Below are 15,309 nucleotides of genomic sequence, written 5' to 3'. Positions count from 1 at the left end.
GAAGAGATGGACGCTGCCCGGGTCGGGGTCATCACCTTCCCCGGTTCACTCGACGACAAGGACGCCGCACGCGCAGTGCGGCTGTCCGGCGCCGAGCCGGTCGCCCTGTGGCACGGCGACCACGACCTACAGGGGGTCGACGCCGTCGTCCTCCCCGGCGGGTTCTCCTATGGGGACTACCTGCGCGCCGGAGCGATCGCCCGGTTCGCCCCGCTGATGACCGAGCTGGTCGCCGCCGCCGGCGCCGGCCTCCCGGTCCTCGGGATCTGCAACGGCTTCCAGGTACTGTGCGAGTCGCACCTGCTGCCCGGGGCGCTGCTGCCGAACGCGGGCCTGCACTTCGTGTGCCGCGACCAGCGGCTCCGGGTCGAGAACACCGCCACCGCATGGACCGCCGACTACCGGGAAGGGCAGGAGCTGGTGATCCCGGTCAAGAACCGTGACGGCCGCTACACCGCCGACCGCGAGACCCTGACCGAACTGGCCGACACCGGCCGGATCGTCGCCCGCTACGTCGACCTGAACCCCAACGGCTCCCTCGACGACATCGCCGGAATCTGCAACGAGGCCGGGAACGTCGTCGGTCTCATGCCCCATCCCGAGCACGCAGTGGAGTCCCTGACCGGCCCGTCCACCGACGGGCTCGGCTTCTTCACCTCGATCGTCAAGAGTTTGGTCACCGCATGAGCGAGCAACGGCCCCAGCCCCCCGCCCGAGCACCTCGGGAGTCCGCGGAGGACGAGCCCTCGATGGAGTGGCTCGGCGAGCTCAAGTCCGACGCCGACGACCCCGAACTCCAGCCGGTCGACCCCTCGGTGACCCAGGCGTTCGAGGCGATGCTCGAAGAGGCCAAGCCCGCGGACCCGTCCGCCCGCCCGGCCCGGCCGGAGCAGGCCGCGCGGCCTGAGCCGGGCGTCCGCGTCGATCCCGCCATCCGCGTCGACCCGGCCGTGCAGGACGCGTTCGTCGCCGCCCAGCCCGCCCCTGGCCCCCTCCAGGTACCGCCCGGCGGTGTGCTTGGCGGGCCCGAGGGCGAGTTCGCCCGCGCCCTCGCCGAGGAGCGCGCCTCCGGCGACCCTTCGTCCACCCTGGCCGACCCGACGCTCACCACTCCTGACGTGAGCGAGTACATGGGGCCCGCCGCCCCGTCGAACCCGGCCGTCCACGGCCCCGGCACCGGCCCGCAGCCCGCCGTAGGAACGGGCACGGGCCCGCAACCGGCCGTGGGCCCGAACACCGGCCCGCAGCCCGCGGTCGGCCCGAACACCGGCCCGCAGCCCGCCGTAGGCTCCGGTACGGGCCCGCAGCCCGCCATCGGCACCGGCACCGGCCCCCAACCGGCCGTAGGCCCGAACACGGGCCCACAGCGCGCAGTCGGCCCCAACACGGGCCCTCAGCCTGCGGTCGGCCTCAACACGGGCCCGCAGCCCGCAGTCGGCCCGAACACAGGGCCGCAGCCCGCCGTAGGCACCGGCACAGGCCCGCAGCCCGCCGTCGGCAGTGGCACAGGCCCGCAGCCAGCGGTCCGTCCGGGCACCGGCCCGCAGCCCCTCGTGGGCCCGGGCACCGGCCCGCAGCCCGCCATCGGCCTCGGAACGGGTCCGCTGCCCGCACTCGGCATGGGTCCCGGCACGGGCCCGCAGCCGGCCGTCGGCCCCGGCACCGGCCCGCAGCCCGCCATCGGCCGGACCACCGGACCTCAACCCGCCATAGGCACGGGCACCGGCCCGCAGGCCGCCGTGGGCCCTGGCACGGGCCCGCTGCCCGCCGTGGGTCCTGGCACGGGCCCGCTGCCCGCCGTCGGCCCCGGGACGGGCCCGCAACCGGCCATCGAGGCCCCGGCGCCGGGCTACTCCGGCACGGACACGGTCGCCGTCGCCGCCGCGTCCCCGGACCGCCCCCAGCCGTTCGCCGAGCTGGGCATGAACGAAGACGAGTACCGGCGCGTCCGCAGCATCCTGGGGCGGCGCCCGACGTCGGCCGAGCTGGCGATCTACTCGGTCATGTGGAGCGAGCACTGCTCGTACAAGAGCTCCAAGGTGCACCTGCGCCAGTTCGGTGAGAAGGCCCCGAAGACCGACAAGCTCCTCGTCGGCATGGGGGAGAACGCCGGTGTCGTCGACATCGGGCAGGGCTGGGCGGTCACCTTCAAGGTGGAGTCGCACAACCACCCCTCCTACGTCGAGCCGTACCAGGGCGCCGCGACCGGCGTGGGCGGGATCGTCCGCGACATCATCTCGATGGGCGCGCGGCCCGTAGCGGTCATGGACTCGCTGCGCTTCGGCCCGGCGGACGCCCCCGACACCCAGCGCGTCCTGCCCGGCGTGGTCGCGGGCATCGGCGGCTACGGCAACTCGCTCGGCCTGCCCAACATCGGCGGCGAGACGGTCTTCGACGCCTGCTACGAGCAGAACCCGCTGGTCAACGCCCTCTGCGTCGGCGTGCTGAAGCACGAGGACATCAAGCGCGCGGTGGCCCACGGCCCCGGCAACAAGGTGATCCTCTTCGGCGCGCTCACCGGCCCGGACGGCATCGGCGGCGCGTCCGTCCTCGCCTCCGCGACGTTCGACGAGGAGTCGCACCGCAAGCGGCCGTCCGTCCAGGTGGGCGACCCGTTCATGGAGAAGCTGCTGATCGAGTGCTGCCTGGAGCTGTTCGGCGAAGACCTCGTCGTCGGCATCCAGGACCTCGGCGCGGCCGGCGTGTCCTGCGCGACCACCGAGCTGGCCGCGGCCGGCACCGGCGGCATGCACGTCGACCTCGACACCGTCCCGCTCCGCGACGAGACCCTCCTCCCCGAGGAGATCCTCATGAGCGAGTCGCAGGAGCGCATGATGGCGGTGGTCGAGCCCGGCAAGGTCGACCGCTTCCTGGAGATCTGCGCCCGCTGGGAGATCCCGGCGACCGTGATCGGGACGGTCACCGACACGGGACGCCTCGTCATGACGTGGCGCGGCGAGACGATCGTCGACATCCCGCCGGTCACCGCCGCCGACGAGGGCCCGGTGTACCAGCGCCCGCTCCAGCCGCCGCCCGACCTCGGCGCCCTCCAATCGGACACGCCAGGGCGGCTGACGCGCCCGTCCAACGGCGACGAGCTGCGCCGCACCGTCCTGTGGCTGGCGGGTTCGCCGAACCTCGCGGGCAAGACGTGGGTGACGTCCCAGTACGACCGCTACGTCATGGGCAACACCGTCATGGCCATGCCGGAGAACGCGGGCGTCGTGCGCATCGACGACGAGTCGGGCCTGGGCATCGCCCTGTCCCTGGACGGCAACGGCCGCTACACGCGCCTCGACCCGTACGCGGGCGCGCAACTCGCCCTCTCCGAGGCGTACCGCAACGTCGCCGCCACGGGCGCGCGCCCCCTGGCCGTTACAAACTGCCTCAATTTCGGCTCTCCGGAAGACCCGGGCGTCATGTGGCAGTTCGCCCGCGCGGTCGAGGGCCTCGCGGACGGCTGCCAGTACCTCGGCGTCCCGGTCACCGGCGGCAACGTCAGCTTCTACAACCAGACCGGCACCGCGGCGATCAACCCGACCCCGGTCATCGGCGTCCTCGGCGTCCACGACGACGTCCGCCGCCGCGTGAACATGTCGCTCACCACCGACGGCGCCACGATCGCGCTGCTCGGCGAGACCCGCGAGGAGTTCGGCGGCTCGGAATGGGCGCACGTCGTCTACGGCCACCTGGGCGGCCTGCCCCCGCTGGTGGACCTGAAGGCGGAGGCGGCGCTCGCGTCCGTGCTGGTCAACGCCATCCGGGACGGGCTGGTCACCGCCGTCCACGACCTGTCGGACGGCGGCCTGTCCCAGACCCTGGTGGAGTCGTGCCTGCGCGGCGGCCTCGGCGCCAAGATCACCCTGCATGGCGACCCGTTCGTCGCGCTGTTCAGCGAGTCGGTGGCCCGCGCGATGGTCGTGGTCATGCCGGGCGCCGAAGCGCGCCTGGCGGCCCTGTGCGAGTCGGCAGGCGTCCCCGTGGCCCAGCTCGGCGTCGCGGGCGGCGACAGCCTGACCGTGACGGGCCGCGCCCCAGAAGGCGACCAGCAGGAGCTGTTCAGCATCCCTCTGCACGAACTACGCGAGGCCCACGAACACATGCTCCCCAGCTACGCCGACTGACCCGTCCACTCAACGCGAAGGGCGCCTCCCAGACCGGGGGCGCCCTTCGCGTTAGTGCGGATACGTCTACGGGATACGGCTAGAAGACCGAGATGTGGACGTGGTCGTAGTGGTTGGCGGTGGTGCCGCCGCGGTTCTCCATCATGCGCCAGCCGGGGCTGCGCATGTCGTAGATGCGCTGGCGCCAGATCACGTACTTGATGCCGAGGGCGTTCGCGTGGGAGATCGCGTACTGGGCGGCCTGGTCGCCCTGGGCCTGGGCGCTGCCGGAGGCCATCGCGCCGCCGGTCGTCACCATGAAGTCGCAGGCGCGGCCGGTGCCGTGGTCCTGCGGGTCGCCGGGACGGGTGCAGCCGATCACGGGGAACGGGCCGGTCTCCAGGTCGATGGTGTTCTTGACCTTGAGCATGCGGGGGGTGATGCCGCCCATGCCGATGCTCGGCGACTCGGGCTTGTACTGCTTGACCAGGGCCTGGATCTTGGACTTCCGGCTGAGCAGGTCCTTGATCTCTTTCCGCAGCTCCGCCATCTTCGCCTGGGCCTGCTGGCGGGCCTGGAGCTGTTCGTTGACGAGCTTCTGGATCTGCGCGACCTTCGCGGCCTTGTTCTGCGACAGGTGGCTGACCAGGGTGGCGTTGCTGAGGAGGTCGCTCGGGTTCGTGGACGTCACGACCGTGATCGTGGGGTCCTCGCCGTTCATCATGTACTGGGTGGCGGCGAGCTGGGCGACGAGGTTGCGGGCCTCGACGAGGTCCTGCTGGAGGTCCTTGGCCTTCTTGAGCGACTTCTCCGCCGCGTACTGGACGTCCTTGAGCTTGGCGAGGTCGCCGCCGTACTGCTTGTCGAGCTTCTCGATCTGCCGGCTCAGCTGGTTGAACTTCTTGCTGTCGCCGGGGTCGGCGGCGTAGGCGTTGAGCGCGGCCAGGGCGGGCGGGGCCGCCGCGGACGGGGTGGCGGTGCCGACCAGAGGCAGCGCGGCGGCGAAGGCCACGAGAGCCATGGCGGCGCGCCTTCCACCGCGTGGGCGTGCGGAGGCGGGGGTCTCCACGTGTTCTCCTCTCGTCCTGGCCGTAGGTCAATGGACCTTAAAGTGCCATCAGTGCATCGCCAAGGTTAAACCCCAGGGATGGGTGGGGCGGTGCGAAGCGCAATAAGCCCTGCTCGCTCGCTGGGGGCCGAGCCATCTTACGTGACACGACTCACAGTCACTTCTCCAGGTACGGGACGGGACTCATCCACGGTTCAGCCGGCCCCCGTAGCCGAGGCTCGTGCCTGGTCGGCTCCATGTGTACTGGAGCGTGCCGTCCGGCTGGCGGGTGATCTGGACGACTCCGGACGTGCACGGCTTAGCGACCGACAGCGACATTTTCAGCGCGCTTTCCGTGCCCCTCGTCAGTTGGAGCGCCCCGACGCATTTCTCCTTCGGATAGAACACCCGCCCGGTCGTCCCGCCGGATTGGAACGTGACCTCTACCGGGAACGAGACGTTGCGGTTGGTGTTGACGACCGTTCCCTTCCACGTCCCGGCGAACGATGACGGGATGGTCGTCACCGGGCGGTTGTTGGACGCGTTGGTGCTGTCGGGCGGCGACCCGTCGTCGTCGGCCTTGAGCTGGGGCCACAGCACCAGCGCGATGATCGCGATGCCCACGCCGACCCCGATGAACAGCGACAGCGCGACACCGAGCACGTGGTTGCTGGGGCGCCGCATCCGCGCGAACGGGGAGGGAGGCCGTTCGGTGGCGTCTCGGCCCTGTCCCAGCCCAGGGATGAGGTGCGGGGTCGGTTCGGTGGCGTTGGGGTGCTCGTCCAGGTCTACGGCGTCGAATGTCGCCGTTGGGTCGGGGCCTACCGCGCTGAACGCCGCCGTCTTGTCCGATTGGGCGGGCTGGTTCGGGTCATCTGAGGCGAACGCCTTGAAGGTCGCCGTCTCCTCGAAAGCGGCCGGATCCAGGTCGGCCGCGGGCGGTGCGGGAGGCTCGGGCTGGGACTCCGGGCGCGACCGGCGCTTGCGTGAAAGCTTTCCCAGGAGCGGGACGGACGGCGTCGGGGTTCCCTGCACCGGGGTCGGCGGGGCGCTCGGCGGAGGCCCAGGGGCGGGGGTGAACGCGGTGGGGGCGCCTGGGCCGGTGGCCATGGGACGCGGCGGTGCTCCCATGGGCGTCCGTGGCGGCATCGGTGGCGGTGCCATCTGGGCGGGTTGCGGCATGGGGGCGCCGAAGGCCAGTGCTCGGCCCTCGACCGCCATCGAGGGCGGCATGCGGCCTATCAGCGAGCCGTTCTCGTCCAGGAGACGCTGGAGGACGTCCTTGGCCGTCGGACGGTGGGCCGGGTCCTTGACGAAGGCGTCGGCCAGGATCTCGCGGAGTGAATCGGGGACGTCCGACAGGTCCACCTCGTCGTAGACGATCCGCTGCATCACCTCGGACGGGGAACCGTCCCCGAACGGCGGCTGTGCCGTGGCGGCGAACAGAATGGTCGACGCCCAGGCGAAAACGTCCGCGGGCTGGCCGATGCCGGTGCCGCTGAGCTGCTCGGGCGACTTGTAGGACGGGTCCTCGGTGATGTGCCCGCTGAAGGACGCGTTCACTGCCTCCAGCGCATGGGCGATACCGAAATCGCTCAGGCGTGGCCCGTCCCGCCCCAGGAGAACGTTCCCGGGCTTCAGATTGTGATGTAGCGCACCGGCCCGGTGGACGGCCGTGAGCGCGATCGCCGTACCGACGGCCATGCGCTCGACGACGGCGCCACCCCGCGGGCCCTCTTCGTCCACGAGCTGCTGGAGGGACGGCCCGTCGACCAACTGGCTCACCACATACGGACGGTCGCCTTCCACATCGGCGCTCAGGATCGCCGCCGTGCAGAAACCGGAGACCTTCCTAGCGGAGGTGAACGCGTTCGCGAACCGCGTCCTGGCGGCGGGCTCGCCGCTGAGCCGGACGTGCAGGACCTTCACGGCGACGGGGCCGCCTACCTGGTCCCTGCCGAGGAAGACGGCGCCCTGCTCGCCGACACCGAGCCGTCCCGTGATCTCGAACGCGCCGAGTCTTCGCGGGTCACCCGGCTGCAGGGGCAGCGCCTCGGGCATCTGACGAACCTCCGTGTCCTCCGGGGAGCGTCCCCGGCGTCCCCGTCTTCTTCACTCCCGCGGCCACCCCCTGGCCTGGCACCGCGTCCTTTTTACCGTCTGCGCGGCGCCGAGGGGCCATCGCGGGCCGGAGCGGTCCATCGGCCGCGACCCGGTAGCGTCGGTGGCGATGTCGCGGAAACCGCTCACCCTCGCCGTTCTGAACGACCAGCGCGGCGCGTTCGGCCTGCCGCCGTACGCCGGCGCCGACGAACCCGCCGAGCTGCGTCGCGCGGCGCTGGACACCGTTCTGGCCGGTATCGAGGCAGGGAGCGCCGAACCGTCCCGGCCGGTCGTGATGGGAGCGGTGCGGTTCCTGCTGGACCGGCTCGCCGAGCTCGCGCCCGGCCGTTCGGTGGAGGTCCGTGTTCCTCCTTATGCCGCCGTTCAATGCATCGACGGCCCGCACCATACCCGGGGTACACCCCCGAATGTGGTCGAGATGGACGCCGCCGCCTGGATCGGTCTGGCCACGGGCCGGTTGGCCTGGGACGACGCCGTAGCGGACGGACGGGTCCGTGCCAGCGGCGCTCGCGCGGACTTGTCAGGGCATGTACCGCTGCCCCTCGACCGGGAGGGCACCCAGCCCGGGTGACCTACGGGCTTCTGCCTACGGGGTCCGGTTCGCCTGGGCGAAGGGGAATTCGCGTTCGACGCAGTCTCGACGCGACGTGTCGTCCGGGTACCGCGCCTCGTCGCCGCACTGGGCCGCCTTGCTCAGCAGCACGAACAGCATCGTGGCGCCTATGACGAGGGCGAGGGACGAGCAGACGACGCCCACGATCGCAGGGCGGCGGTCAGCGTCACGGCGCACAAGGGACACCGCCCCCAAGACGACCCCGATGAGCGCGGGGATCACACCCGCCAGACACAGGACGAGGCCCACCAGGCCAACGATTCCGAGCACCTGAGAAGCCCTCGCCAGAGTGCTCCGCTTGGGCGGAGCCGGTGGCGAATACGTCTGGTACCCGGGCAGCGTCATGCGATCCTCCACGTGTCGGTCACCAGATTCCCCCGCTTCACTTGATGCCCGTGGTTCCGCGGGGTAAAGGTCCCTTAAGGAGATACCGCCGATCGGAGCAGGTGAATCAGGCATCTAGACTGATGAACGTGCCTCTCCGTGACGGACGTCTGAGCCACGACATCGATCCCACCGACCGCCCCCCGCAGGACGCTTGCGGGGTCTTCGGCGTCTGGGTCCCCGCTGACCAGGCGTCCCGGGCCGAGGTGAGCAAGCTCACCTACTACGGCCTGTACGCGCTCCAGCACCGCGGGCAGGAGTCCGCGGGCATCGCCGTCAGCGACGGCTCCCGCATCGTCGTGTTCAAGGACATGGGCCTCGTCGCCCAGGTCTTCGACGAGTCGGTGCTGAACACCCTGCGCGGCCACATCGCCGTGGGCCACTGCCGCTACTCCACGACGGGCTCGCCCACGTGGGAGAACGCGCAGCCCACGTTCCGGTCGTCGGACGCGGGCGGGCTGGCGCTCGTCCACAACGGCAACCTCATCAACACCCTCGATCTGGCCAAGCGGCTGGAGCCCGGCGTGCTGACCGCCACCACCGACACCGAGGTGCTGACGGCCCTGCTCGCCTACGGCGGTGAGGGCGGCCCCCTGGCGGCGGCCAGAGAGATCCTGCCCGCCACCCGTGGCGCGTACTCCCTGGTCTTCATGGACGAGGGCACCCTGTACGCCGCCCGCGACCCGGAGGGCATCCGGCCGCTCGTCCTCGGCGCCCTGGAAGACAGCGGCTGGGTCGTGGCGTCCGAGACCGCCGGGCTCGACATCGTCGGCGCCCGCTTCGTCCGCGAGATCGAGCCCGGGGAACTGGTCGCGATCGACGGCGGCGGTGTGCGCTCCGAGCGGTTCGCCGAGGCGCGGCCCAAGGGCTGCCTGTTCGAGTACGTATACCTGGCCAGGCCCGACACGTCGATCGCGGGGCGCAGCGTCCAGGCCACCCGGGTGGAGGTCGGGCGCCGCCTGGCCCGCGAGCATCCCGTCGAGGCCGACCTGGTCATCCCGACGCCGGAGTCGGGCACCCCGGCCGCGATCGGCTACGCCGAGGCGTCGGGCATCCCCTACGGCCAGGGCCTGGTGAAGAACTCCTACGTCGGCCGGACGTTCATCCAGCCGTCCCAGACGATCCGCCAGCTCGGCATCCGGCTGAAGCTCAACCCGCTGCGCGAGGCGATCGAGGGCAAGCGGCTGGTCGTGGTGGACGACTCGATCGTGCGCGGCAACACCCAGCGCGCGATCGTCGGAATGCTGCGGGACGCGGGCGCCGCCGAGGTCCATGTGCGGATCTCCAGCCCGCCCGTCTCCTGGCCGTGCTTCTACGGCATCGACTTCGCCACCCGCGCCGAGCTGATCGCCGGGAACCTGTCGGTCGAGGAGATCCGCGACTCCATCGGCGCCGACTCGCTCGGCTACATCTCCCTGGACGAGCTCATCTCCGCGTCGCAAATCCCCAAGGACAACCTGTGCCGGGCGTGCTTCGACGGCGTCTACCCCATCCCGGTGGATGAGGACGCCCGCGGCAAGCACGTCCTGGAAGTCATCCGATGACGTCCTACGAGGACGCAGGGGTCGACATAGCGGCGGGCGAACGCGCCGTCGAGCTGATGAAGTCGCGGGTGGCGCGTTCACGGCGTCCGGAGGTCGTGGACGACGTCAGCGGGTTCGCCGGGCTTTTCGACGCGTCCGCTCTCGCGCGCTACAAGCGTCCGTTGCTCGCCACGTCCACGGACGGCGTCGGAACCAAGGTCGACCTGGCGCGCCGCCTCGGCGTGTACGACACGGTCGGTCACGACCTGGTCGGCATGGTCATCGACGACCTCGCCGTATGCGGTGCCGAACCGTTGTTCATGACCGACTACATCGCCTGCGGAAAGGTCGTCCCGGAACGGATCGCCGACATCGTCGGCGGTATCGCGGACGCCTGCGCCCTGGCCGGCTGTGCCCTCGTCGGCGGCGAGACCGCCGAGCACCCCGGCCTCCTGGAGGCGGACGAGTTCGATCTCGCCGGCGCAGGGACGGGCGTGGTCGAAGCGGACGATGTCCTGGGCCCCGACCGTGTTCGCGTGGGGGACGCCGTCCTGGCGATGGCGTCGTCCGGGATCCACTCCAACGGGTACTCGCTCGTCCGGCACATCCTGGCCACGACCGACCTGGACCTCGACTCCAAGCCCGCGGACCTCGATCGTCCCATGGGCGAGGAACTTCTCACCCCGACCCGCATCTACGCCAAGGACTGCCTTGAGCTGACGGGCAAGGGTGGTGTGCACGCGTTCGCTCACATCACGGGCGGCGGCCTGGCCGCGAACCTGGCCCGCTCACTGCCCCCGACCATGGACGCCGTGCTGAACCGCTCCTCCTGGGAGGTACCGGCTCTGTTCCGTGTCCTCCAGGGCTACGGGGACGTCTCCCAGGCAGCCATGGACACGACGTTCAACCTGGGCGTAGGCATGGCCGCCGTCGTCGCACCGGACGCCGCCGACGAGGCTCTGCGCGTCCTGGCGTCCCGCGGCGTTCCGGCCTGGCACCTCGGCGAGATCACCGCGGGCACCGGCAAGGCGACCCTCGTCTGATCCCGCGATCCGCGACCAGCGTGATCATTGTCACGCCCACCCGGCGACGCGCGCCGCGGCGCCGCAACCGTCCATGGACGGGGCTGAGGTGGCCGCTGAGGGTCTCTCGGGCCCCAAGGGTCACACGAGTACCAAGGGACGTCGAACGCGGCTCACGGACGCGTTCAGGGGCTCCGAATGACGAACGCCACTGCCCGATGGCGCGGGCAGTGGCGTCGGTGTCAGCCGGTCAACCGGAGGTGCCGTCCTTGCGCTCCTCCGTGCCGTAATCGTCGGCGTAGTCGGCGTACTTCTCGGCGAGTTCGTCGTAGGAGTCGTCCCCCGTCTCGTTGACTCCCAGCTCGCTCTTCAGGCGGTCGAGGTCCGTGTTGCCGCTGTTGTACTTGAGCTGTCGGGCAACCTTTACCTGCTTGGCCTTGGCTCGGCCGCGACCCATTGGCTCGACCCCCTCGATGGTCAGGGCTTTCGTGGGCCCATCAACGCGCGCGTGTACCACACGAACTGGTGCCTGATGAGCCATGCGTCAGTCACGGGTACAACCGTACCCGTTTTGCGCCCGGCTCGGTACATGGACGGAACGTGGCGGCGCTTCTGTTGCTTATGACAACAGTGTATCCGGTGGTCCCGAGGGCGTGCTAAGGGCCGCCGCAGTACACCCCTGGGGGCTCCCCACGGCGGCCCATGGTCTCGGGCAAACCCGGTCTCTGGCCACGGGCAAGACCGGTCTCAGAGCAGGATGCCGCGCAGTCTGCCGATCTCCGTCATCCGCCGTTCGGCCAGGCGGTCGGCCGCCACGGCCGGCGGGACGCCCTCGTCGGCGGCCAGCGCGAAGATCTTCAGGGTGGTGTCGTAGATCCCGGTGGCGCGGGCCTTGGCGCGGTCGAAGTTGAAGCCGCCGATCTCGTCCGCGACCTGGATCACACCGCCGGAGTTCACCACGTAGTCGGGCGCGTACAGCACGCCGCGGTCGGCAAGGCTCTTCTCCACGCCGGTGTGGGCGAGCTGGTTGTTCGCGGCCCCGCACACCACCTTGGCCGCCAGTACGGGCACGGTGTCGTCGTTCAGGGAGCCGCCGAGCGCGCACGGCGCGTACACGTCGAGTTCTGTGCGGACCATCACGTCGGTGTCCGCGACGACCTCGACTTCGGGATGCGCCGACCTGACCCGGTCGACGGCCGACTGGTTCACATCACAGATGACGACGTCGGCCCCGTCCTCCACGAGGTGCTCCACCAGCCGATGACCGACCTTCCCGACCCCTTCGACGCCGACCCGCTTGCCGCGGAGCGTGGGCGCCCCCCACACGGTCTTGGCCGCGGCGCGCATGCCCTGGAACACGCCGAACGCGGTGAGGATCGACGAGTCGCCCGCACCTCCGTGCGCGACCGTACGGCCGGTGACGTACCGGCTCTCCCGCGCCACGATGTCCATGTCCTCGCTGAACGTGCCGACGTCGCAGGCCGTGTAGTAGCGGCCGTTCAGCGACTCGACGAACCGCCCGTAGGCCCTCAGCATGGCCTCGGACTTGTCGATGGCCGGGTCGCCGATGATGACGGCCTTGCCGCCACCGAGGTCCAGCCCCGCCAGGGCGTTCTTGTACGCCATGCCGCGGGACAGGTTCAGCACGTCGGCGAGGGCCTCTTCCTCGGTCCCGTAAGGGAAAAAGCGGGTACCTCCCAGGGACGGGCCTAGCGCGGTTGAGTAGATCGCGATGATGGCACGCAGGCCGCTGGCCTCGTCCTGGCAGAAGACGACCTGCTCGTGACGGGGTTCGGTGCCCTTGTGGGGCGCCCCGAAGACATTAGGCACGGTAGTGCCCTCCTCTCTGTCTCTAAGATCAGCCTAGGGCGCGTGATGCCACCGCGCCCGGCCGAATCTCATGTCACGATGCGATGGTGCTTCCGTACGCCGCGTACCTACGGGTTTATGAACCGGTGACCGCCTTCCCGGAGCCCGCGCGGACCCTGTGGACGGTCTATGCCGACTCCCGGCGGCGTCCGCGGCGGATCCACGCGCTGGGCGTCGAGCACCGTGCCGCCTCGCTCCGGCTTATCGGCTCGCCGCCCGACGTCGTCCCGGAACGCGAGAGCAGGGACGCCTACGTCCGCCGCCTGGACGACATGATCTACGTGTGCCCGTGGGAGACGCGGCTGCGCTCGTGGCTGGCCTTCGAGCGCTTCCGGGACGAGCACGCCGCGGCGCTCGCGGCCGCGTTCGTCCCGCCGCCGGTCTCGGAGCGGGTGACGGGCGACTTCGAGCAGTGGAAGCGGGCGGGCAAGCCCCTGCGCCCGCACATCCTGACGAGCACCTGGCACATCCCGCTGGACTGGTTCGTGCCCTTCACGCGCGAGGAGCGGTGCCTGATGCTCGGCACGCCGGGGACCGGGTACCGCAAGGCCGGCGACGCGTCCGAGGAACACGCCGAACCGCCCGCCCCAGGTCAGAGCTCTGCGACGGCCGCGCCCGCGCGTACGCTCATCTACGTCACCTCGATGGACGAGGCGCGCCGGAGGGTGGCGCACGCGCTGCCCGTCGTCCGGGAGAACCTCGGCGACGGGACCGGTGAGGTCTACCTGCTGTCGGCGGGCCGGCTGGACACGCTCGGCCGGTGGCTCGACGGTTTCCACCCGAGCGCGCTCGTCGAGCTCGACTACGGCGGGCTCGTCCATCTGCTGGACGACCGGACGCTCAGCCTGGACGAGTCGGTGGCCGAGATGGCCGTGGCGATCACCGGGATGGAGCGCGGTGAGGTCGAGCTGACCGTCGCGATGTACAAGCGGCTCCTCGCCCGCTGGAGGCCCATCCGGGCCCTTGAGGCGGCGAACTAAAACAAATTTCCCGAATCCGCGCGCGATACGACTATACGTATCGCTAGAATCACGCAGCGTGACCCGCTGGCCACCGGATACACGCCGCTCCCCGCACTCGTGGGGATGTTTGCACGCAACTACCGCCAGGGACTTGCTTGTTGCGCTGAGTGGTGGCAAGGTTACACGTTGTGATGTCATAGTGACCCAACTTGGGCCATAGGGGACATCAGTGACCACGCGAGGATCAATCGCAGGATCGCTGTCATCGGTCCACGGAGGAGAGGCCGCAAACATGTCAGCACGTACGCCAGAGGCCGAGCCCCTGCTGACGCCGGCGGAGGTGGCGACGATGTTCCGCGTCGACCCCAAGACCGTCACGCGGTGGGCGAAGGCGGGAAAGCTCACGTCCATCCGGACGCTCGGGGGGCACCGCCGCTACCGCGAGGCGGAGGTGCGGGCGCTGCTCGCGGGAATCCCGCAGCAGCGCTCGGAGTAGGGAGGCGGTTCGCCGTCGCCGTGTGCGTTCGGGCTCTCGCCTCGTGCGGGCCCGGTGTCGCACGCGAATCGCGATGGCCGGTGCCGTTGCCGGACGATTCCGGCGGCCGGGATCGGTCATGGCGTTGGGGGGATGGCCGTTGTAGCCGTGCTCACCCGCGTCGCCCTTGGGATCCGGGCGCGTCCAGTGCCCTGCCCAAGGGCGAGCGGGTGGCCGGCTTGGCCGAAAAGCGCCGCTGACGTGCACGGAATTTGGGACATGGACGACTTTTTGTCCACATGAGGACAGAGTCTCCATTTAGGACGTTGCTCGTCACTCTTGGGTAAAGCGTCCAAAAGCGAAGCCGTCCGGGCCGGAAATGCCCGTTCGGACGAGGGCGCCGACCCGGCTGTTTCCCGGGGTCAGCCGCCTTTCACCTGGGCCGAGCCCACCTTTCTTGAGGTCAGCCCATCTCTTCTTGGGCCAGGCGGTCGAACAATCTGCCCGTGCCGGGGTCGTGGCGCCCGGCCGCGTGGAACATGACCACCAGGTGGTCGATCAGCAGTCCTTCCAGCTGAGGACGGGGAACGTCGCGGTTCTCCAGCCAGTCCAGGCCCGCGGTCTCGACCGCCGCCATCCAGGCCCGGAGCGTGATCCGCAGGATCGGCTGCGGCGTCTCGACGTCCAGCGAGTGCAGGATCCGGTCGAGCAGCAGCTGGCGGATGCCGTCGACGATCTCGCCGGCCTCACCCGAGCGGTCGGCCGGGCCACCGCGCAGCAACGCTGTGTAACCGGCCGCGTGGCTCTCCACGAAGTCGAAATAGCGGCGCAGCGAGATCCGCAGCCGGTCGAGCGGCTTGCCCTCCGTAGGCGGTTCGAGCAGCACCGACAGCTTCTTCGCCGCGCTGCCGAGCGCCGCGATGTACAGCTCGTACTTGCCGCCGAAGTAGTGGTAGACCAGCGCGCGGGACGCGCCCGCCCTGGCCGCGACGTCGTCGATCGAGATGTCTTCGGGCGAGCGCGTGCTGAACAGCTGCAGCGCCGCCTCGATCAGCTCGTCCCGCCGTTCGTCGACGCTGAGCCTGCGGCGGCCACGGCCACCGCTCTGCCGGCTACGCGCCTTGCCGGCCACCGCGCGATCTCCCACCTGGGCAGCGTATCCGAGCCAGGACGGCCGCACGGTCGC

At 70.5% G+C, this 15,309-nt stretch carries 13 protein-coding genes; 7 read left to right on the top strand and 6 right to left on the bottom strand.

Features of this window, described 5'->3' with window-relative positions; translation table 11 throughout:
- Positions 1-6: 6 nt before the first annotated feature.
- Both purQ and purL read left to right on the top strand, forming a co-directional pair.
- Entirely contained in the window at positions 7-687 is a 681-nt protein-coding gene (purQ, locus tag ACH34S_RS10085) for a phosphoribosylformylglycinamidine synthase subunit PurQ (protein ID WP_395952222.1), read from the top strand.
- Positions 684-4,124, top strand: a complete 3,441-nt coding sequence (gene purL, locus ACH34S_RS10080; RefSeq protein ID WP_395952221.1) for a phosphoribosylformylglycinamidine synthase subunit PurL — start codon at positions 684-686, stop codon at positions 4,122-4,124. Before purQ ends, purL begins: the two co-directional genes overlap by 4 nt.
- A gap of 79 nt (positions 4,125-4,203) precedes the next feature.
- Here purL and ACH34S_RS10075 read toward each other — a convergent pair whose 3' ends face one another.
- Together ACH34S_RS10075 and ACH34S_RS10070 are read right to left on the bottom strand one after the other, a co-directional pair.
- On the bottom strand, positions 4,204-5,124 hold the full coding sequence (locus ACH34S_RS10075; RefSeq protein ID WP_395952220.1) for a coiled-coil domain-containing protein: 921 nt from the start codon (positions 5,122-5,124) through the stop codon (positions 4,204-4,206).
- Positions 5,125-5,355: 231 nt separating this feature from the next.
- Positions 5,356-7,212, bottom strand: coding sequence for a serine/threonine protein kinase (locus tag ACH34S_RS10070; protein WP_395952219.1), 1,857 nt, complete (start codon positions 7,210-7,212; stop codon positions 5,356-5,358).
- 169 nt (positions 7,213-7,381) lie between these two features.
- Between ACH34S_RS10070 and ACH34S_RS10065 the strand changes: the two genes are divergently transcribed.
- Complete coding sequence (locus ACH34S_RS10065) at positions 7,382-7,846, top strand: sterol carrier family protein (protein ID WP_395952218.1); 465 nt, start codon at positions 7,382-7,384, stop codon at positions 7,844-7,846.
- Between the two features lie 15 nt (positions 7,847-7,861).
- Here ACH34S_RS10065 and ACH34S_RS10060 read toward each other — a convergent pair whose 3' ends face one another.
- Complete coding sequence (locus tag ACH34S_RS10060; RefSeq protein ID WP_395952217.1) at positions 7,862-8,158, bottom strand: hypothetical protein; 297 nt, start codon at positions 8,156-8,158, stop codon at positions 7,862-7,864.
- A 197-nt stretch (positions 8,159-8,355) separates the two neighbouring features.
- On the opposite strand from ACH34S_RS10060, the gene purF reads away from it, so the two are divergent.
- A complete protein-coding gene (gene purF, locus ACH34S_RS10055) occupies positions 8,356-9,816 on the top strand; it encodes an amidophosphoribosyltransferase (protein ID WP_395952216.1) in 1,461 nt (486 codons plus the stop codon).
- A complete protein-coding gene (purM, locus tag ACH34S_RS10050; RefSeq protein WP_395952215.1) occupies positions 9,813-10,838 on the top strand; it encodes a phosphoribosylformylglycinamidine cyclo-ligase in 1,026 nt (341 codons plus the stop codon). Before purF ends, purM begins: the two co-directional genes overlap by 4 nt.
- A 229-nt stretch (positions 10,839-11,067) precedes the next feature.
- On the opposite strand, the gene ACH34S_RS10045 is transcribed toward purM, so the two are convergent.
- Together ACH34S_RS10045 and ACH34S_RS10040 are read right to left on the bottom strand one after the other, a co-directional pair.
- A complete protein-coding gene (locus tag ACH34S_RS10045) occupies positions 11,068-11,274 on the bottom strand; it encodes a DUF3073 domain-containing protein (protein WP_395952428.1) in 207 nt (68 codons plus the stop codon).
- Between the two features lie 290 nt (positions 11,275-11,564).
- Positions 11,565-12,647: a Leu/Phe/Val dehydrogenase gene (locus ACH34S_RS10040; RefSeq protein WP_395952214.1), complete on the bottom strand. Its 1,083-nt coding sequence runs from the start codon at positions 12,645-12,647 to the stop codon at positions 11,565-11,567.
- A 125-nt stretch (positions 12,648-12,772) separates the two neighbouring features.
- Here ACH34S_RS10040 and ACH34S_RS10035 point away from each other — a divergent pair, with 125 nt between their 5' ends.
- Positions 12,773-13,666 carry a hypothetical protein gene (locus ACH34S_RS10035; protein WP_395952213.1) on the top strand — a complete coding sequence of 298 codons (894 nt, stop codon included), beginning with the start codon at positions 12,773-12,775 and terminating at the stop codon, positions 13,664-13,666.
- Positions 13,667-13,940: 274 nt separating this feature from the next.
- Positions 13,941-14,144 (top strand): developmental transcriptional regulator BldC, encoded by a 204-nt coding sequence (gene bldC / locus ACH34S_RS10030; RefSeq protein WP_012850682.1) that lies wholly within the window; start codon positions 13,941-13,943, stop codon positions 14,142-14,144.
- A 442-nt stretch (positions 14,145-14,586) separates the two neighbouring features.
- Here bldC and ACH34S_RS10025 read toward each other — a convergent pair whose 3' ends face one another.
- Positions 14,587-15,270, bottom strand: coding sequence for a TetR/AcrR family transcriptional regulator (locus tag ACH34S_RS10025; protein WP_395952212.1), 684 nt, complete (start codon positions 15,268-15,270; stop codon positions 14,587-14,589).
- Positions 15,271-15,309 lie beyond the last annotated feature (39 nt).

The sequence above is a fragment of the Actinomadura sp. 3N508 genome, assembly GCF_044326375.1.
In the GTDB taxonomy this organism is placed as follows: Bacteria; Actinomycetota; Actinomycetes; order Streptosporangiales; family Streptosporangiaceae; genus Spirillospora.
Note: the sequence above shows the minus strand (reverse complement) of the source record. Positions and strands in the feature narration are given on the sequence as shown.